16 protein-coding genes are annotated in these 20,471 nt (G+C 44.3%); 9 read left to right on the forward strand and 7 right to left on the reverse strand.

Features of this window, described 5'->3' with window-relative positions; genetic code table 11:
- Positions 1 to 71: 71 nt before the first annotated feature.
- Both nrdA and ubiG read right to left on the reverse strand, forming a co-directional pair.
- Positions 72 to 2,354, reverse strand: coding sequence for a class 1a ribonucleoside-diphosphate reductase subunit alpha (nrdA, locus tag AC5O63_RS10565; protein WP_494504922.1), 2,283 nt, complete (start codon positions 2,352 to 2,354; stop codon positions 72 to 74).
- A gap of 468 nt (positions 2,355 to 2,822) precedes the next feature.
- Positions 2,823 to 3,530 (reverse strand): bifunctional 2-polyprenyl-6-hydroxyphenol methylase/3-demethylubiquinol 3-O-methyltransferase UbiG, encoded by a 708-nt coding sequence (gene ubiG, locus AC5O63_RS10570; protein ID WP_494504923.1) that lies wholly within the window; start codon positions 3,528 to 3,530, stop codon positions 2,823 to 2,825.
- A gap of 285 nt (positions 3,531 to 3,815) precedes the next feature.
- On the opposite strand from ubiG, the gene gyrA reads away from it, so the two are divergent.
- From gyrA to AC5O63_RS10595, 5 genes are all read left to right on the forward strand, one after another.
- Positions 3,816 to 6,443 carry a DNA topoisomerase (ATP-hydrolyzing) subunit A gene (gene gyrA / locus AC5O63_RS10575; RefSeq protein ID WP_494504924.1) on the forward strand — a complete coding sequence of 876 codons (2,628 nt, stop codon included), beginning with the start codon at positions 3,816 to 3,818 and terminating at the stop codon, positions 6,441 to 6,443.
- Between the two features lie 187 nt (positions 6,444 to 6,630).
- The gene (locus AC5O63_RS10580) at positions 6,631 to 6,936 is read left to right on the forward strand and encodes a hypothetical protein (protein ID WP_494504925.1); all 306 of its coding nucleotides are present in this window, start codon (positions 6,631 to 6,633) and stop codon (positions 6,934 to 6,936) included.
- Between the two features lie 127 nt (positions 6,937 to 7,063).
- The gene (locus AC5O63_RS10585) at positions 7,064 to 8,947 is read left to right on the forward strand and encodes a methyl-accepting chemotaxis protein (protein ID WP_494504926.1); all 1,884 of its coding nucleotides are present in this window, start codon (positions 7,064 to 7,066) and stop codon (positions 8,945 to 8,947) included.
- A gap of 143 nt (positions 8,948 to 9,090) precedes the next feature.
- Positions 9,091 to 10,632, forward strand: coding sequence for a YjjI family glycine radical enzyme (locus AC5O63_RS10590; protein ID WP_494504927.1), 1,542 nt, complete (start codon positions 9,091 to 9,093; stop codon positions 10,630 to 10,632).
- A 12-nt stretch (positions 10,633 to 10,644) separates the two neighbouring features.
- A complete protein-coding gene (locus tag AC5O63_RS10595) occupies positions 10,645 to 11,511 on the forward strand; it encodes a YjjW family glycine radical enzyme activase (RefSeq protein WP_494504928.1) in 867 nt (288 codons plus the stop codon).
- Here the strand turns inward: AC5O63_RS10595 and AC5O63_RS10600 are convergent.
- Positions 11,508 to 12,422 carry a LysR family transcriptional regulator gene (locus AC5O63_RS10600; RefSeq protein WP_494504929.1) on the reverse strand — a complete coding sequence of 305 codons (915 nt, stop codon included), beginning with the start codon at positions 12,420 to 12,422 and terminating at the stop codon, positions 11,508 to 11,510. The two genes, AC5O63_RS10595 and AC5O63_RS10600, sit on opposite strands and share 4 nt — an antisense overlap.
- 131 nt (positions 12,423 to 12,553) lie before the next feature.
- On the opposite strand from AC5O63_RS10600, the gene AC5O63_RS10605 reads away from it, so the two are divergent.
- Positions 12,554 to 13,084 (forward strand): EF-hand domain-containing protein, encoded by a 531-nt coding sequence (locus AC5O63_RS10605; protein WP_494504930.1) that lies wholly within the window; start codon positions 12,554 to 12,556, stop codon positions 13,082 to 13,084.
- Positions 13,085 to 13,349: 265 nt separating this feature from the next.
- Here AC5O63_RS10605 and AC5O63_RS10610 read toward each other — a convergent pair whose 3' ends face one another.
- The 4 genes from AC5O63_RS10610 to AC5O63_RS10625 form a co-directional block, all read right to left on the reverse strand.
- Positions 13,350 to 14,177 carry an MBL fold metallo-hydrolase gene (locus AC5O63_RS10610; RefSeq protein ID WP_494504931.1) on the reverse strand — a complete coding sequence of 276 codons (828 nt, stop codon included), beginning with the start codon at positions 14,175 to 14,177 and terminating at the stop codon, positions 13,350 to 13,352.
- A 395-nt stretch (positions 14,178 to 14,572) separates the two neighbouring features.
- A complete protein-coding gene (locus tag AC5O63_RS10615; protein WP_494504932.1) occupies positions 14,573 to 15,676 on the reverse strand; it encodes a phosphoribosylaminoimidazolesuccinocarboxamide synthase in 1,104 nt (367 codons plus the stop codon).
- A 213-nt stretch (positions 15,677 to 15,889) separates the two neighbouring features.
- Positions 15,890 to 16,285: a hypothetical protein gene (locus tag AC5O63_RS10620; protein ID WP_494504933.1), complete on the reverse strand. Its 396-nt coding sequence runs from the start codon at positions 16,283 to 16,285 to the stop codon at positions 15,890 to 15,892.
- A 268-nt stretch (positions 16,286 to 16,553) separates the two neighbouring features.
- The gene (locus AC5O63_RS10625) at positions 16,554 to 17,255 is read right to left on the reverse strand and encodes a glycerophosphodiester phosphodiesterase family protein (RefSeq protein WP_494504934.1); all 702 of its coding nucleotides are present in this window, start codon (positions 17,253 to 17,255) and stop codon (positions 16,554 to 16,556) included.
- A 150-nt stretch (positions 17,256 to 17,405) separates the two neighbouring features.
- Here AC5O63_RS10625 and AC5O63_RS10630 point away from each other — a divergent pair, with 150 nt between their 5' ends.
- From AC5O63_RS10630 to AC5O63_RS10640, 3 genes are all read left to right on the forward strand, one after another.
- A complete protein-coding gene (locus AC5O63_RS10630; RefSeq protein ID WP_494504935.1) occupies positions 17,406 to 18,278 on the forward strand; it encodes a DMT family transporter in 873 nt (290 codons plus the stop codon).
- Positions 18,279 to 18,400: 122 nt separating this feature from the next.
- A complete protein-coding gene (locus AC5O63_RS10635; RefSeq protein WP_239825731.1) occupies positions 18,401 to 19,363 on the forward strand; it encodes a lactate/malate family dehydrogenase in 963 nt (320 codons plus the stop codon).
- A gap of 191 nt (positions 19,364 to 19,554) precedes the next feature.
- On the forward strand, positions 19,555 to 20,331 hold the full coding sequence (locus tag AC5O63_RS10640) for an MBL fold metallo-hydrolase (RefSeq protein WP_239825732.1): 777 nt from the start codon (positions 19,555 to 19,557) through the stop codon (positions 20,329 to 20,331).
- The last annotated feature ends 140 nt before the right edge of the window (positions 20,332 to 20,471 follow it).

Below are 20,471 nucleotides of genomic sequence, written 5' to 3' on the forward strand. Positions count from 1 at the left end.
TTTTAAGCCCCTCATGTCTGAGGGGCGAATAATTTGTTAAGCCTTGATAACCCTTTAGTCAGGATTATGGTTTAAATCTTACAACCGCCGCCTGCGCAATCGTCGTCTTGTGGTTGTACTGCGTCTTTCTGATCGTCGCTCGCGCCATCACGTGTGTTGTGGTAGTAAAGTGTCTTTACACCAAACTTGTACGCAGTGAGCAGATCTTGAAGCAGTTTCTTCATTGGCACTTTGCCACTTTCAAAACGCGTTGGGTCGTAGTTAGTATTTGCTGAAATCGCTTGGTCAACAAACTTCTGCATGATACCCACTAGGTGTAGATAACCATCGTTTGAACCGATGTTCCATAGCAGTTCGTAGTTGTCTTTGTACTCAAGGAAATCTGGCACTACTTGCTTCAGGATACCGTCTTTAGACGCCTTCACTGAAACGTAACCACGTGGTGGCTCAATACCGTTGGTCGCGTTAGAGATCTGAGAAGATGTCTCAGAAGGCATTAGCGCGGTTAGGGTAGAGTTACGTAGGCCGTGCGTCATGATTTCTTCACGTAGGCCATCCCAATCGTAGTGCAGTGGCTCGTCACAGATCTGGTCAACGGCTTTCTTGTAAGTGTCGATTGGCATTAAGCCTTTCGCGTAATTCGTTTCTTCGAATAAAGGACACTTACCTTGCTCTTTCGCCAACGCAACCGAAGCTTTCAGCAAGTAGTATTGCATCGCTTCAAATGTACGGTGTGTTAGACCATTTGCACTGCCATCTGAGTATTTCACTCCGTTCTTCGCTAGGTAGTAAGCGTAGTTGATAACACCCACACCTAGAGTACGACGGTTCATGGTTGACTTGTACGCCGCTGGTAGCGGGTAGTCTTGATAGTCTAGTAGTGCGTCTAGTGCACGAACCACGAGATCAGACAGCTCTTCGAAGTCATCAAGGGACTTAATTGCACCAAGGTTGAATGCAGATAGCGTACATAGCGCAATCTCACCTGAATCATCTTCTACGTTAGTTAGCGGCTTAGTTGGTAGCGCGATCTCTAAACATAGGTTCGACTGACGAACAGGAGCCACTTCAGAATCGAATGGACTGTGTGTATTGCAGTGGTCGACGTTCTGGATGTAGATACGGCCTGTAGAAGCACGCTCTTGCATCAAGATAGAGAACATCTCAATAGCTTTTACGGTCTCTTTCTTAACTGAAGGATCATTTTCGTACTTCACGTACAGACGTTCGAACTCGTCTTGGTTTTCAAAGAATGCGTCGTAAAGCCCAGGTACATCTGATGGTGAGAACAGAGTAATGTTGCCACCTTCAACTAGACGTTGGTACATCAAGCGGTTCAGCTGTACGCCGTAGTCCATGTGACGAACACGGTTCTCTTCAACACCACGGTTGTTCTTAAGAACCATCAGTGCTTGAGATTCACCATGCCATAGTGGATAGAACACAGTCGCCGCACCGCCACGAACACCACCTTGAGAACAACATTTAACCGCTGTTTGGAAGTATTTGTAGAAAGGGATACAGCCCGTGTGGAATGCTTCACCACCACGGATCTCTGAACCTAGAGCACGGATACGACCCGCATTGATACCAATACCAGCACGTTGAGAAACGTAACGAACAATAGAGCTTGCTGTCGCGTTGATTGAATCTAGGCTATCGCCACACTCAATAAGTACACATGAGCTGAACTGACGAGTAGGAGTACGTACGCCAGACATGATTGGCGTAGGTAGAGAAATTTTGAATGTCGATGTCGCGTCGTAGAAGCGCTTGATGTAATCAAGACGTGTCTCTTTCGGGTATTTCGCGAATAGACAAGCAGAAACTAGGATGTAAAGGAACTGAGCACTTTCGTAGATCTCACCGGATACACGGTTTTGAACAAAGTACTTACCTTCAAGCTGTTTTACGGCTGCATAAGAAAAATCGAGATCGCGCTTGTGATCAATGTAGGCGTCTAGCTCATCAAGTTCTGCTTTGGTGTAGTCTTCCAGAATGTGCTGGTCGTATTTACCCATGTCCACAAGGCGAGCAACGTGATCGTATAGCGTTGGTGGCTCATACTGGTCGTACGCTTTTTTACGTAGATGGAATACAGCCAAACGTGCCGCTAGATATTGGTAATCAGGCGTCTCTTCAGAAATCAAATCTGCTGCAGACTTGATGATGGTTTCATGGATATCAGATGTAGTGATACCGTCGTAGAACTGAATGTGAGCGCGTAGTTCTACTTGAGATACAGAGACGTTGTCTAGACCTTCGGCAGCCCAGGTGATAACGCGATGGATCTTTTCGAGATCAATACTTTCTTTGCGTCCGTCACGCTTAGTAACGGTAAGTTGTTGGTTCATTCTGCTTCATTTCCCTAACAAAACTGATAAAAGCCGTATTTTTGTGTAATTCTTGTAAAAATCGTTCCGGCTTTGTGATCAAAGTCTATCTATATATTGTAGTACAAACACAACATATAGGGGTGCACCAAGGTGCGAGTTACAAGATAGTGCTATCCCCATGGCTTTTCAAGTTACAGATCTTGGATGACTTGTGGATAACTAACAAAATTAAAAAAAACAGTAAGTGACTACTAACCGATGAGGTTAGAGCGGGTAAGATTGTAATTAATTACCGTTTTTAGATCGGTTTAGAAGTAACCATAAACAAAAAAAAATTCCTTGATCTTTGGTCAAAGTTGTCTTCGATTTTTGCTTTGATTATTTTGGAATCAAACCGACAAAAATTGCTTCAATTGGCACTAAAAAAGGCGATGAGCATGTGCTATCGCCTTAATCTTGACCACTACATCTAGCATGTGACAAATGTTAAAATTTCTGAGTATGAACGATGTAATTTACATCAACATTTTGACCTAGCTTGTAGGTGTCTGTAAGAGGGTTGTAGTGCAGGCCAGTAATCCCGGTTTCGGTTAAGTCAGTTTGATCAATCATTTTAATCATCTCAGCAGGGCGGATGAACTTATCGTGATCATGAGTGCCTTCAGGGACAATCTTCAATAGCTTTTCTGCGCCGACAATCGCGAACAGATAAGACTTAAGGTTGCGGTTAAGTGTTGAAAAGAACACATGGCCGCCCGGTTTCACCAAGGCCGCACATGAACGAATCACTGATTGTGGGTCAGGGACGTGCTCAAGCATCTCCATACAGGTCACAACGTCATACTTACCTTGGTTTTCAGTCGCATGATCTTCAATTGTACTCTGGATGTAGGTAAGCTTAGTGCCCGTTTCTAGAGCGTGTAGTCTGGCTACTTCTAATGGCTCTTTACCCATATCAAGACCGGTGACAATCGCGCCTTCTTTGGCCATGCTTTCCGCTAGAATGCCGCCGCCACAGCCGACGTCTAAGACTTCTTTGCCAAACAAGCCATCACAATTGTCCAAAACATAGTTGAGGCGTAAAGGATTGATCTGATGCAAAGGCTTGAATTCACCTTCTAAATCCCACCAGCGTGAGGCCATATCCTCAAACTTCTTAATTTCGTTTGGATCGACGTTTTGTGATTGGGTCATAACAACTCTACTAATTTAACCGCTTCCTTGAATGACAGGCATTATACCTGTTAACCACACACACTCCATAGACGGGATCACTTTTCTCTACGGGTGGATAAAATATAACCATTTATCAGCAAGATATCAGATGAGTGTGCAAATTCTCGGCGTTTGATTCACAACCAAGCTCACAACCTGATAAAAGGAGAGGGAAAGTAATGCCGAACCACTGAAATGTATGTTATATTTTTGCACCTTAAGCGTATTGTACATACGATCTATAAATAGAGGGATAATGGCTCTATGAGCGATCTAGCGAAAGAGATCACGCCCGTAAACATTGAAGATGAGCTTCGAGGTTCATACCTAGACTACGCGATGTCAGTAATCGTGGGTCGTGCTCTTCCAGATGTGCGTGATGGCCTAAAGCCTGTACACCGCCGCGTTTTGTTCGCGATGAATGTACTAGGTAATGATTGGAATAAACCATATAAAAAATCTGCCCGTGTTGTTGGCGACGTAATCGGTAAATATCACCCACACGGTGATAGCGCTGTGTACGATACAATCGTACGTATGGCTCAGCCGTTCTCACTTCGTTACATGCTGGTCGACGGTCAAGGTAACTTCGGTTCGATCGATGGTGACTCAGCGGCAGCAATGCGTTACACCGAAGTTCGCATGGCAAAAATTGCCCACGAACTTTTGGCTGACCTAGATAAAGAAACAGTAGACTACGTGCCTAACTACGATGGCACTGAGCAGATCCCTGCTGTTCTACCTACAAAAATTCCTAACCTATTGGTAAACGGTGCTTCTGGTATCGCAGTAGGTATGGCAACCAACATTCCTCCGCACAACCTGACTGAGGTAATTGATGGCTGTCTTGCGTACATCAATAATGAAGCGATCACTATTGATGAGCTAATGGACTACATTCCTGGTCCAGACTTCCCAACAGCTGCGCTAATCAGTGGCCGTAAAGGTATCGTCGATGCTTATAAGACGGGCCGCGGTAAGATTTACATGCGCTCGAAAGCGGATATCGAAACAGACAAGAATGGTAAAGAAACCATTATTGTTACCGAAATTCCTTATCAGGTTAACAAAGCACGCTTGATCGAAAAGATCGCTGAGCTAGTTAAAGATAAGAAAGTTGAAGGTATCAGTGCACTACGCGATGAGTCAGATAAAGACGGTATGCGTATTGTTATCGAATGTAAGCGTGATGCAGTTGGCGAAGTGGTTCTAAACAACCTTTACGCACAAACTCAGCTTCAAACCACATTCGGCATCAACATGGTGGCACTGAACAACGGTCAGCCACAGCTATTCAACCTGAAAGATATGTTGAAGTGCTTTGTTGATCACCGCCGTGAAGTGGTGACTCGCCGCACCATCTTCGAATTGCGTAAAGCGCGTGAGCGTGCACATATTCTTGAAGCACTTTCTCTTGCACTTGCAAACATTGATGAAGTTATTGAACTGATCAAAAACGCGCCGACACCAGCTGAAGCAAAAGTTGGCTTGGTTTCGCGTGGTTGGGATCTTGGTAACGTAGCGTCAATGCTTGAGCGTGCGGGTACGGATGCTGCTCGTCCTGAATGGCTAGAAGATCAGTATGGTATCCATGACGGTCAGTACTTCCTGACTGAAACTCAAGCACAAGCGATTCTAGAGCTTCGTCTACACCGTCTAACGGGTCTAGAGCACGAGAAGATTCTAGACGAGTACAAAGCACTTCTAGATGAGATCGCTGAGCTAATGCACATTCTTGCAAGCACTGAGCGTTTGATGGAAGTGATTCGTGAAGAACTCGAAGCAGTACGTGATGGCTTCGGTGATGCACGTCGTACAGAGATTACAGCGGCAAGCCACGACATTGACATGGAAGAGCTGATTGCTCGTGAAGATGTTGTTGTTACGCTATCTCACGAAGGTTACGTTAAGTACCAAATCCTAAGCGACTACGAAGCTCAGCGTCGTGGTGGTAAAGGTAAGAGCGCAACTAAGATGAAAGATGAAGACTACATCGAACGTCTTTTAGTGGCGAATACCCACGACAACATCTTATGTTTCTCTACTCGTGGTAAAACTTACCGTCTGAAAGTTTACCAACTGCCGCAAGCAAGTCGTACCGCTCGTGGTAAGCCAATCGTTAACATTCTTCCACTAGAAGAAGGTGAGCGTATTACTGCTATTCTACCTGTTGATGAGTTCTCTGAAGATAAGTTCATCTTCATGGCGACAGGCGATGGTACCGTTAAGAAAACACCATTGAATCAATTTGCTAACGTACGTGCTAACGGTCTGATTGCTGTAAACCTACGTGATGAAGACTCTCTAATCGGTGTTGATATCACAAACGGTGAAAGCGATATCATGCTGTTCTCTAAAGCGGGTAAAGTGGTTCGCTTTGCAGAAGACAAAGTACGTGCAATGGGTCGTACAGCGGCAGGTGTACGTGGTATGAAGCTTGCTGATGATGATCAAGTTGTATCACTGATTGTTCCTTCAAATGAAGGTGACATCCTAACAGTGACGCAAAATGGTTACGGTAAGCGTACTGAGCTTGCAGAATACCCAACTAAAGGTCGTGCGACTCAAGGCGTTGTGTCTATCAAAGTGTCTGAGCGTAATGGTCCAGTTGTTGGCGCGGTACAAGTAGAAGAAGGCGACGAGATGATGATGATCACCGACGCTGGTACTCTAGTTCGCACACGCGTTGCTGAAGTTAGCCAAGTTGGCCGAAATACTCAAGGTGTCACGCTAATCCGTACTGCTGAAGACGAAAACGTTGTGGGTCTACAGCGTATCGATGAGGTAGAAGAAGCGGAACTTGCTGAAGGTGAAGAGGCAGCTGAGGGCGAAGTAGCTCAAGCGGCGGAATCATCAGAAGCACCAAGCGAAAGCGATGATACTGAAGAGTAATTCAGTTAATTGAACGTCAAATGCCAGACCTAGTGTCTGGCATTTTTTTTGCTCTAATCATTCGCTACCTTCATTTCTTCGAGTGACTTCAATTACTGAGCATTAATACTTTAGGAGCCTACGTAGGTCTGAGACTTAAGACATGCTTCAAGGTTAGATTGTATTGAAACCTAACTCGGAGGTGTTTATGGGTTACGACACACCTATGGCGATTTCCAACTATCTCGCCGTTTTAATCGCAATCATCGTGATATATCCATTCGCACTGGTAGCTGTGAACATTGCTATTTACTCTCCAGTCCGACGAAAGAAAGTCACCAAATGGTTCAACATTATCTGCGCACTCTTTGCTGCGATAGTGTTTGGGCTGCATATGCAAACTAAAGTGATATACGGAAAAGAGTTACTCGATAAGTACTATCGAGACAACCCGCAGGCACAGTTAGAGCTAGATAAATCTGAAGCTAATAACGACCATGCGACGACTCTCTGACGCCAAAAAAATAACCATATTACAGATAGTTAGTGTAAGTTAATAACTCGATAATATTGCGTGCAAATAGAAGAATTTGGCTATAAAATTCGCAACCTCTGTCTGTTCCACAACCAATATTTAATTTATGAACTTATCACTAAAGCAAAAACTTATAGGTGCGAGCCTATTAGCAGTAGTGCTAATGGCGAGCGCGTTAACATGGCTATCCGCCGATCAACTTGAGCAGCAAACGCAAAATGGTGTTTATGCACGTGCAGAAAGTCTCGCTACGACGGCGTCTGCAGGCATCAAAGACTGGATCAATATTCGTAAAGATATTGCTTCTGCGTTCAATGACTACAGCAATGAAGTCGACGTTGTACCTTACTTGAAACAAGCGAGAAAAGCAGGTGGTTTTGATGACATCTTCTTGGGCACGCCAGAAGGGGGTATGTACCGTTCGCACCCAGAGCGTAACCGAGCGGATTACGACCCACGTGTTCGCCCTTGGTATATCGATGCGAACAATGCTGGCCGTCAGATCATCACTACGGCATACAAAGATGCGATTACAAATGCTTTGTTAGTGACGATTGCTGAACCAATTCGCCGTAACGGTCAGTTCGTTGGTGTAGTTGGTGCGGATGTATTAATTGACCAACTAATTAACGATGTGATCAACTTAGATGCGGGTAAGAATGCCTACGCGATGTTGATTGATACGCAAAATGGTACTTTCTTAGCACACCCTGACAAATCTCTTTCTCTTAAACCTGTTACCACACTTTCAAAAGAGTTCACTCTACGTGCTATCGAAGAGGCAGCTAACGCGGGTTCAATCAAGCTGATTGAACGTAATGGTCAAGAGAAGCTGTATTTCTTTACTAAGGTTCCAGACACTCAGTGGATCTTTGCTATTGAGATGGATCGCGCAACAGAAGAAGCGGCACACACAGAACTGCTACAAAGCCTAATTATTACTGCAATCGTGATTACTTTAATTGTTATTGTGGTGGTTTCTTGGTTAGTGACCTTCTTGTTCCAAGACTTAGTTCGTGTTTCCAATGCACTTGAGGAAATTGCATCCGGTGAAGGTGATCTTACCCAGCGTCTTGAACCACGTAGCGACGATGAAGTGGGGCAGCTTGCAACTAACTTCAATACCTTCGTTGGTAATATGCACACTATGGTTTCTAAGCTAAGCCTGGTATCTGCATCACTGTCAGAGCAATCTAAGCAAACAGCGCAACAAGCAGAAGAACGCAGTGCTCGTATTCGCCTTCAACAAGATGAGATCAACATGGTCGCAACAGCGATCAATGAAATGGCAGCTGCAACGCAAGAAATTGCGGGTAATGCTGACAATACAGCTCAGAACTCTTCGGAAGCGGTAACAGCTTGTGTTCACGGCGGTGAGCAGGTCGTTCAGACTCAAGGCTCGATTCAAAACTTAGCAACGGAAGTTCAGGTAGCGACAGAAGTTATCCAAGAGCTTGAAGTTCATGGCAAGAGCATCAGCACTATTCTTTCGACGATTCAAGATATTGCAGAGCAAACGAACTTACTTGCGCTCAACGCTGCTATTGAAGCTGCGCGTGCAGGTGAGCAAGGTCGTGGCTTCGCTGTGGTAGCTGATGAAGTCCGTGTTCTAAGTCAGCGTACACACGCTTCAACCCAAGAAATCCAGCAGATGATTGAAACGCTGCAAGGCACAACGGGTAAAGCTGTGGGCATCATGGGTGATAGCCGTCAGTTAGCCGATACCAGTGTGGCGGACGCTGATTCAGCGGCGGTTAGTCTGACTCAAATCCAAACAGCGGTAGAGCGTATTAGCGATATGGCGACTCAAATTGCCTCTGCTGCTGAAGAGCAAGCGTCAGTCACTTCTGAAATTACGCGTAACACCGTTGGTATTCGTGATGTTTCGAATGAACTTGCCGATGAAGCGCACGACGCAGCAGCACAAGCCGCACAGTTGTCTGAGCTATCTCACGAACTAGAGCAAGAGATTCAACGATTTAAACTGTAATCCAATGACTCTTAAAGCCCCGAAAGTTCGGGGCTTTTTCTTGACTATTGATTTCCAAAATGGACATTAGCCATCAACATAAACTCAATAGTGGACATAGAGAAATTTGGTTAGAATCCTTATAAATAATAAGGAAAATAACTATGTCTGATGTTAACAACGCATTTCAGCAACGTGTAAACAATATCGTTACCGATGCTAAGCTCTCTCCAAAGCAGAAAAACCAATTCTTAGCCCTAGAAGCGGAAGCCAGTCTTCCCTATATGAAGGTTTCTGAAGGTGTTTCAAAAGCCATGGAAGAGGGCGTAATTTGTGACATGTTTGAAGGCCATGCTCCTTTCAAACCTCGCTATGTTTTACCTGACTATGCGAAGTTCCTTAAGCAAGGCTCAGATTACCTAGAGCTAGAACCCGCGACTGATTTTGATGATGCACTGAATCTACTGACGATCATCTACCACCATGTTCCTTCTGTAACGAATATTCCTGTCTATCTTGGTCAGCTTGATGATGTCTTGCTGCCTTATGTAGGAACCTTAAGTGAAGCGGAAATTTACACCAAGCTGAAACGTTTCTGGATCATGCTCGATAGAACGCTGCCAGATGCCTTTATGCATGTGAATATTGGCCCTACAGACAATGTCATTTGCCGAACAATTTTACGAGTCGACGCAGAGTTAAAGCAGATCGCTCCGAACTTAACCTTTATGTACGATGCGAACGTCACTCCAGACGATCTACTCAAACAAGCGACGACCAATATCTGTGAATGTAGCAAACCTCATATTGCTAATTATCCGATGCATGCCGCCGCTTATGGTGAGAACAAGTTTGGCATTGTTAGTTGCTACAACTCTCTACCTCTTGCTGGTGGCTCGAATACCTTAGTTCGAATGAACTTAAAACAAGTCGCATTGCGTGCCAAAGATAGAACAGATTTTCTAGACTACGTTTTACCATCTTATAGTGAGCTAATGATTGAGCTTATGGATGCGCGAAGCAGCCACCTGCATGAGAAATCGAATTTCTTCAAAGGTTTCTTAACCACTGAGGGTTTGGTTGAAGAGAATCGATTTGCGCCCATGTATGGCATTTATGGTATGGCTGAAGCGGTCAATATCTTGCTTGATAAAGAAGGCATTGATGAGCAATACGGTCATAGCCATCAGGCAAATCGACTTGCACTGGCAATATCTGAAAAGCTCGCTCACCTTGTCGATAGCAGCCCAGTGAAATACGGCTTAGAGGGCAAGGCGCTGCTTCATGCTCAAGGTGGGATAAGCTTGGATGAAGATGTGACGCCAGGTGTTCGTATCCCTTATGGCACAGAACCTGATCCTGTGTCTTATGTTCAAGCAACGGCTGAGCAGCACAAATATTACACCTCTGGCATTAGTGATATTTTGACCATAGATGAAACGGTGAAATCCAACCCTGAGGCGATGTTCAACTTGTGCAAGGGGGCATTGAAGCAAGGCTTTAGAGAGTTTACCGCGAACGTTGCGTCTAATGACTTAGTCCGTGTCACAGGCTATATGATTAAGCTTTCTGATATCAACAAGTTTGCTGAGGAAGGCTCGCGTAAAAATACCACTTTCTTGGGAGCTGAGGCGGCGAAGAACACTGGCATACTAGACCGTTCACCTCGAGTGGTAAGCATGGAAACAGAGCCAGTTTACAAGTAGTAGGGCACAGCAGTGAATGAGAAGTCAGCGTTAGTTAGCCGCATTCTTAATTTCTCTTGTGTTGATGGGCCGGGCAATCGCCTGGTCATCTTCCTACAGGGGTGTAACTTCGATTGCTTAAATTGCCATAACCCACATACGATCAATCATTGTAATCACTGTGGCGATTGTGTTGATTCATGCCCTACACAAGCATTAGCTATGACTGATAACAAAGTGGTTTGGGACGAAGGGCTTTGCTCTCACTGCGATAAATGTATCGATATCTGTGGTCACAAATCGAGTCCCAAGATTAAGCGTTACAATGTCACTCAAATCTTGGAGCTCATCCGTAGCCAACACTTCTTTATTTCCGGCATCACGGTTTCGGGTGGAGAAGCCACTCTTCAGCTCCCATTTATCATAGCGCTATTTAGTGCAATCAAAGCAGACCGAGAGCTAGGACATCTAACCTGTTTCATTGATAGTAACGGCTATTTACCTATTCATGCTTGGGAGAGAGTCACACCTGTTCTTGACGGTGTTATGCTCGATTTAAAATCGTGGCAGAGTGAAACGCATCAGTGGTTAACCAGAAGAGACAACCACAGGGTGATTGATTCGATTCGCTACCTAGCAAGCGCCAAAAAACTGCATGAGCTTAGGCTGCTACACATTCCGGGTAAAAGCGATCTGGATGGTGAAATCGACGAGGTTGTTAAGCTAATTCGTTCACTGCCGGCCGATGTGGTCGTCCGGCTCAATGCGTTTCAGCATCACGGGGTAAGCGGGCAAGCGCTAGAGTGGGAGAAATGTAGCGAATATGAGATGAATCGGTTTCGCTCACTCATTGCAGATAGAATTGTCCAACCGATACTTATCCCCGCTATTTATACTTAGTCTGCGGTCGTTAATTGCTGATGGAGCCAGTGTAGTGCAGGGTTGTTTAAGCTTGCTTGGTTCCACACTAAGCTATAGGCGACCTCACCATACTCAAAAGGAAGAGGTTTAGAAACTAAGCCTTTTGCTTGCGCTGCACTTTCAGCCCACATTTTAGAGCAGGTTAGCAAGTGTTGTGAATGGTGGCACATGATCGCGGCAGCGCCGAAATCCGCGACTGACATAGCCACCTTACGGGTACCGTATTTTTGGGTCAGGTTTTGCTCGAAGTAGGGCTCAGCGAGATCTTTGTCCAAAATACCGATATGCTGATACGAGAGGTATCCGTGTATGTCCAACTCACACTTTGCGAGTGGGTGCTGCTCTGACATCAAGCACACCATCTCATCTGAATGAATCTGCTTCCACATTAGCTCTCGGCTACGAGTTGGCGGTTGGCTAATATCATGCGGCAAGATCATAAAATCGACTTGCCCGCGCACCAAGGCATCAAAACTTAACTGCTCTTTCGCGTAAACATTGATGGCTCTCGCATTAGCGAGCTGGTTTATGATGAGCGCGATTTTTGACGCGAACAGTTCAAAGGTACTTTCGCGCATAGAGAGAGAAATCGTCCCCTCGAATTCCGCTGGTTTGAAAGCACCTTGGTGCAAAATACCATTCATGCTCGACAATATTTTATGAACTTCAGAACCAATACTAAGCGCAAATGGTGTTGGAATTAATTGGCCCCCCTCGCGGTAAAACAGCTCATCTTTAAGTTGATCACGCAGTTGATTGAGAGTCTTACTCACACTCGATGGGGTAACGCATAAAACTTTGGCGGCACTGGTCACGCTATGAGTGCTGAGAAGGACATGTAACACGGTAAGGTGTTTAAGGCTGATTCGAGAAAGGGCTAGGTAATCCATAATTCAAAGGGACTTAAATTGGGAATGCTACTTATACCGTTTCGCCGCAATAATTCATAGCCTGTCACTCACATAAGCGATCACCGCGATATCCGCTAGACTTTAATTGAGAGATATATCAGGAGTGGATTATGAAGAAATTGCTATTGACTGCTGTCTTGTTAGCACTGGCATTTTCTAACGCTTACGCGGAAGAAGAAGAGGGTGAAGAGACGGGCAGCAACAGAACCAAAACGCCACCAAGTGTCGAAGACATTGACACCGATGGTGACAGATTGGTATCGCAAGAAGAGTTTAATCAGTTCCGTCAGGGTGATGATGACGGTGACGAGGAAGAAGGCGATGACTCTGAGCAAGAAGGAGACGGACTCAGTGCGTTTGCTTCGTTCGATAAAGATCGCGATGGTTTTGTCACTCAAGAGGAGCTTAATGCACATGCTAAGTACTCTAATCCGGGTAATGGGACAGGGGAGCTTAAAACGAATCGACAATCGAACAACGTGACAAGTAGCTCATCGAGTTCTCGAAGTCAGGGAAACAGTAACCGCAGCGAAAGCCGAGGAAACAGCGGCAATAGTAACAAAGGTGGCGGTAATCGTGGCGGCGGTGGTAACCGTGGTGGTGGCAATGGCGGTGGAAATAAAGGCGGTAAAGATAAATAGTATTAGCTAGACGAAGTGTTAGTTTTTCCATGCACATGAAATACAAAGAGCCCCTTGATAGTCAGGGGGCTTTCGTTTTTCTCAGTCCGGGGAACGCATCTACCAATATAAGCCTGCACACCCCTAAAGTAGATTCCTGGCAACAATGCCCTCCTAGGGTGAAAACACTTACTTTTGTGGGTGCATTGTTTCAGGAATGACGGTGTCGTAAGGTCGCGTCATCTCGGAATTTAGGAGCGAAGGCTACACATTATCTGAAGAATTGTTATAACCCTTTTATTTTATTCTTAGCTAAGTTTTCTTGTTGCTTAAGGAACATGAAGAAGTTTGTCTCACTAATAAATGGGTTCCCATTTGCACCTAGCTTCTCTCTATTCTCAAATAGATAATTTTTATGTGGATGGTTTGAAAGGTTAACGCTTACTAAAGGCGGCTGGAGTGAAATCTTTCTAATTTTCTCCATACTACTCAAGAACTGTTTAATCATTTTAGGGTCGTTGCTACTTACGCTATGGCCACCAACGATAAAAGCACGATGTTCAGCGCCTTTATCTTTGACTGTAAATTCTAGGGAAAAATCACCTTCGGTATGACCCGGTGTGAGATAGAACTTAAACCCATGACCACCAATAACCATAGAGGTATCACTTTTTATCTCTATGTCTAGGGTTGGTGGAAGGAACTTATTCTCACCTTTGCTTTTGTTTGACTGCTGTATGGATAGCTCATGAGCACTTTTTGTCATCAAAACTTTTGATCCGTACATCTTCTGAAGTAACTGAGCGCCCCCAACATGGTCAGAATGCCCATGCGTTACCAATATGTGCGTTATTGGCTCATCTTCTAACCCTAGCTTCTCAAGATTGATAGGAATCCACTTAGAATAAGGGAAATCAAGTGTATCAATTATCACTAATCCGTCATCTGTATCAATTGCATATGATGAAACCCATTTGTCCCCAACATAATAAACATTATCAAACATCTGAAACGGTTCTACATAACCGTTCTTATCATTCATCGTTGGAACGTTTTTGCTTGAGGAAGCAAAGACCGATGCACTGAAAAGGACACCTAATAAAATTTTTTTCATGAAATCACCTGCAAACATTTACTGCTTAGTTTGAGCTCTGACTTACCAATACACTTCTTGCGCGCTCAGCCAGTCCAAAAGGGAGCTACGATTTTGATTGCAATTTATTGCATAATCAAGGCGAAAGATACCCTATTTACGTTATGGCCTAGCGATAGAACTACAGCATTCGGATGGGGATACAACTCTTTTTAGAAATGAGAGTTGTTGAATTGACTCTGTTGACTAAATTAATCTTATGAAATTTTGGGGCTATCCAAACAAACTTTGAGGCATAAACAATCCAACCTTTTCTATGATTTCTAGTTCGCTTTAAACCGAAAATCCAATTAACGACAACATATCAAAACAAAAATGCCCTCAAAGCGAGGGCATTTGCAATCGGTTGGGGGAGCTTAATCGATCAGGCCGTAGTCGCGGCTAAGGATATCGATGATCTCTTGCTTCGGATTTTCGCTCAGGTGGATTTCAGAGCCTGTGATTTTCTCAGCAATACCGAGGTAAGTCTTAGAAATATCCATCAGGGCTTCTAGTGGTAGTGCATTGTCACGCGCTAATGCTTCACGCTCATCCATACGCTCTTTGTTAAGCAGAATGTCTGGGTCAGGGAAGTGGTTAAGCAAGAACTGACGGAAACCTTCTTTCGAGTTCTCTACGATATTACCTGCGTCATATTCGCGCTCGTCCCAAATGCGTGATGAATCTGGTGTGCCTACTTCATCCATGTAGATAAGCTTTTCGTTACCTGCCGCATCATTGACGTAGCCAAACTCAAATTTGGTATCAACAAAGATTTGCTCGATTTCTGCAAGAGCGTTGCTAATTACAACAAAACCTTCACGTAGCAGCTTTTCGTATTGAGCAATGTCGTCTGCTTTAGAGAAGTTGAATGCTGCGAAGTTATCAACGATGTTTTGGCGAGTAATGTTGACGTCATCCGCTTCAGGCACGCCCGGAATGCCTTTTAAAATACCTTTTGTTGAAGGTGTCATCAGCAACTCTGGTAGCGCTTTATCCTTTTCTAGTCCTTCCGGTAACTCAATACCGCAGAACTCGCGTTCGCCTTTCTCATAAGAGCGCCACATTGAACCAGTAATGTATTGGCGGCAAATCGCTTCGATCATAATTGGTTTCGCTTTTTGAACGATCCAAACGAAAGGGTGAGGAATATCAAGGATGTGGCTGTCAGCCAAGCCGTTGTCTTTGAACAGCTTAAACCAGTGGTTGGAAATCGCATTGAGCGCTGCGCCTTTTCCAGGAACCCCTTTTAAGCCGCCTTCAGCATGCCAGATACAGTCAAACGCTGAGATACGATCACTGATTACCATGATAGCAAGAGGCGCATCAGGGGCAACGTCATAACCTTTTTCTTGGATAAGACGCTTGCTGTCTTCTTCAGTTAGCCAGTAAACAGAGCGTACTTTTCCGCTGTGGACGGGTTTATCGGTACGAATTGGAAGATCATCGTTAACAGCAAGAACTTGATCAGCGAGACTCATTTTGACATTCCTATACTTTAGCAAGGTGGTGAAATTATCAACGCAGATAATTTATTTGCTTCGCATAATACCAGAACTATTTTGTGCTGCCAGAGAAAAAGCAAACGTTTGCTTTGTTTTTTCTCTATATGGCGAAAAACAGCTCAATAGGGTGCAAAAAAGAAAAAGCCCCACACAAGGTAGGGCAAAAAGACAGTGAATTTGTTGAGCTTGTTAGTGATACTGGTTAACTCTGCCCTCAACGAAAAAGACTTCACACTGGAATTGGATAGCATGGTTGCGCAGTAAGCTTTGCTCAACCATAGGAATATTGTTTGATGCAACAACAGCACTGGCATTACCTGATTCAATCGCTTTTTTAACAATTTCAAACTCAGACTGTTTTTGAGAAGCTTTCATCTGGATAATTTTCTTACAGCTCACATTGAAGGCAGCGAACTGCTCATAGTCAGGGCGAGGACATTCAGCAGTAAATAAGATCCATTGTTTCTGGCCAGAAAGGCCAGCTAGGCGACTTAACGTATCGTTATCGATGTTCATTGGCGCGGTAGGTTGAGCCAAAACATTGTATTTAGAGAACGTGTGAGTTTGAGTATGTGCCTGAATCATAATTACTGTTCCTTTGTACATGCTGTATGGTTATACAGTAGTTTTTATTGGCTGTGTTGGCAAGCATTTTTGTGCAGCATTTAAACAGAATTAGAACGGCGCGAGTTTGAGGTGTTATTTAAGGTGTTGATATATATAATAAATATGAGGTTTTTGGGTGTGAGAGAGATTTGACAAATAATTCATAAATAGTGATGCAGGTCACTATGGCTTATACAGTGTTATACAGTAGTACTGGATAGCACTGTATGTCAGATCGTCAGTAGCGCTATAAGAATCGCTCGGGGAAGTCGCTAAAAATCGCGTCTAGGTTAGGGAGGTGTTTCAGTGAGTTCGGGTTGTTGACGGTGTAGCTCCATACCTGATATCCGTCACGCTTGAGTTGTTCAATCTGCTGCTTGTTAGCCCAGCGGTAGTTGATGTTGCAACTAAACGCATCGACTTCTTTAAGGAGAGCTTTGGTTTTCTTGTCGAGACGGTTACACAAGACACCAAGTCGATATTGCGGGAGCGATTGGCTAAGTTGACGTATCACTGCATGACTGAAACTTGAAAGCACAACATCGCAAGGAGCAACATTACTCTTGGCTAATTGCTCTTTGAGCAACTCACACACTTTTTGAGCATCATGGCGGTCTACTTTTATCTCAAGGTTGAGTTTTAAGTTGTGTGTTTTAGCTAAGGTGAGAAGTTCCTCTAGTGTGAGAAGGCGCTGATTAGCAAACTCTGTATTAAACCAAGCGCCAAAGTCATACTGCTTTAGCTGCTTCAGAGTCAGTTTATCGATTCGACCGGAACCGTCACTGCATCGATTAATTGTATGATCGTGACAGATAACAAGTTGGTCGTCCTTTGTGGGTTGTACGTCTACCTCAACCCAATGGAGCCCGAGGTTAATGGCCGCTTCTATACTCGATTTTGTATTTTCAGGGTAGCGACCGGCGACTCCGCGATGTCCAACAATAATCATATTTTCTTCTCAATGATGGAAAGAGAACAGATTACTCCTTCGCTGAAATTTTGGATAGATAATTCATAGCCATTACAGCCTAAATCTGACACTATCAGTCGGATATTAATAATAAAATAGATAGGTCGTTAGACCTTAGAGAGATGTAAATTGAACGCTGAAAGTAAAGCTGCCTGGATTCTGTTCTTCACCACTGCACTCGCTGGTTTAGGCTGGATCTTCTCCAAAGAAGCAATACAAGGTCTTCCCCCATTTGGTTTTGTTGGGTTGCGCTTTGTTGTGGCTTCTATTTGCTTGTTACCACTGTGCTATAAGCGCTTTAGGGACTTAACAACCCAATTGCTACTTCAAGCCATAGGAGGAGGTAGCATTCTGGCGTTAGCGCTACTGACTTGGGTTTATGCAATTTCTATCAGTGAGACGCTCGGTGAAGGGGCATTTATTGTCAGCCTTTCGATGATCATTGTGCCAATCATTGCATGGGTACTTTACAAAGAAAGACCGAAAAGAGCCTTTTGGGTTTCGATGCCGATTGCTATCGCTGGCTTAGCAATGCTGTCATTAACGGATGGGTGGAAAAGCTCAGCAGGGCAATTGTGGTTTCTTGCCAATGCCTGTCTTCTTGCGCTTCACTTCAATGTGAACAGCAAGCTCGCGCAGAAAATTCCTGTTTTGATGCTAACTTGCATTCAACTGTTTGTAACCGGAGTTCTGGCACTGGTTGCCTCGTCACTATTTGAAACAATACCTGAAAGTGTTGAAGCGTCTATTTGGGGTTGGTTTGCTCTCAGCGCGCTGCTAGCCACCAGTCTTAGATACGTGATGCAAACACTAGGGCAGAAGGGATGTAACCCTGCCAACGCTGCGCTTATCATGCTTTTGGAACCAATCTGGACGGTTGTCCTGAGTATTCTCTGGTATGGAGAACAACTATCACGCAACAAGTTAATTGGATGCAGCTTAATTCTACTTGCTCTGATCTTCTACCGAACTGATGGTCGACTGTTTAAAGGAAGAAACTGATCATAGCTCATCCGTAGTCGTAAATTCTGTTATTTATTTTTAGCATAAAATTAAATTGGAATAATTGATGTAATTGTTAGTACAATCCACAGTTAAGAGGTAACGAATACAGGGAAAGTTAAATGAAAATCGGTGTAATTGGAGCAGGTTCAGTCGGGGTTGGGGTGTGTAACTACCTCCTGACACTGGGTAGCATTAGTGAATTGGTGCTGCTTGATAAAGACTTGCAACGAGCAGAAGGAGAGGTGTTTGACTTTAGGCACACCTCAGCACTGACGTTTTCAAAAAATACCCATCTAGTACCTACTGATGATTACTTAACGCTGATTGGTGCCGACATCGTGGTTATTACCGCGGGTGCTCAAATCAAGCAAGGTCAAACTCGTATCGATCTGGCTGAAATCAATAGCCGCATCGGTGTTGATATTGCAAAACAAGTTGAACGAGTCGCACCTAACGCCACATTGATTGTTGTCAGTAACCCTTGTGACTTAGTCGCCCACTTTATTGCCACCAATACCAGTTTTCCGCGCTCGAAAGTCATCAGTAGTGGTTGTGTAATTGATACGGCACGCTTGATGAGTATTGTCGCTAGCCGTGTCAATCTGGATCCTAAAAACGTGTTTGGTTATGTGTTAGGGGAACATGGGAGTCATTGCTTTACGCCTAAGAGCCTCATCTCCATTGCTGGGCAGCCGGCCGATTTCTATTGTGATACTCACCATATCGAGCGAATCTGTGCCGACGAGCTACTTGAGTCGGTAAAACAAGCGGGCTACGAGATATTTAAACGTAAGCAAAATACTACTCACGGTATTGCCGCTAGTGTTTTCCGTATCATCCAATCGATTATGATTGATGAGCGTTCAGTGCTACCTGTTGCAACTTTGCTTGATGGAGAGTATGGATTGAATGATGTGGTGCTAAGTGTACCTACTGTGGTAGGGAAAAACGGCGCAGAGTCGATTCTTATCCATCCATTTACCCAGCAAGAGATGGAAGAGCTATCAAATATAGCGATTGAAGTGAATAAGGTCGTGAAGCAGGTGTCGGATAAAACGGGTCTTGCCATGCACAAAGAATAAATGGTTGGTGCTATAAACAACCTAATGCGGGTGGTATTAAAGCCACCCGTTTTTAATCCGATTGAACTAGATAAGTTCAATGCTCGCGCTTCAGAAGTCTTCAAAGCTCACAAAATAGAGTGTTTACTCTGTCAATCGCCGCCAAGCTTGTTACATTGAAATGTAAATGATTTGTTAAATTGGTTTGCGTCATGAAAATTCATGCTCTAGACGGGTATATTCAAAAGATCTACCTTGCTGAATATACAGATAAGTTAATGCTGCTCGACGGAGCGTCTAGAGCGGATATCTCCTACATCAAAAAATTCATTACTCATGAACTTCAAAGACCTTTCACGGATCTGACAACGGTTGTGGTGACCCACATGCATCCCGATCACGCAGGTGCCGCACATAAATTACGTGAAATAACCGGTTGTAATATCGTCTCGGCAAAAAGGGACAAAGATTGGTATTCCGGTATCGATGGTTTCCTAATGCATCTGACGGATATTGCGCTGGCTCGATGGGTCGCCAATAGAAAGCGTAAGCCAAAACGTAACCTATGGTACTCAAGAAAGCTTAATGCAGACGTAGAGCTTTCCGACGGGGAAGCGATTCCCAACTTTGAAGATTGGAAAGTACTAGAGACTCCGGGGCATACGGATAGAGATCTCTCACTGCATAATGTTGAGCGCGACATTCTTTACGTCGCTGATCTTATGGTTGAAGTGAAGCAAAGACTGATTTCACCCTTTCCGATTTTCCATCCAAACAAATACAAAGCGTCGCTAAAGCGCGTTTACAATCTAAACCCAAAAGTGCTGCTGGTGGCACACGGTGGACAAGTAGAGCTGAATGAACAGGTGTACCAGCATTTGGTCGATACTGCGCCTCGCACACCTTCGACTCACTGGCGTGCAACTAAGGTTAAACTTAAAAGTCTTACGGGAGCAGTCTGGCGATTGGGCGTTTCAAAACGTAAGTAATACCTTCCAGAGCCAACATCTGAACATCTACATATGCTAGTTGGTATAAAGACGTTTTAGTACATTATCTTGTAGCCGGACATTGTGTTGTTTTAGGGTTCAGATTAGAATGCGAACTCTTTTCAATTGTACTGTTGTTC

This window comes from Vibrio sp. SCP2, from assembly GCF_059295395.1.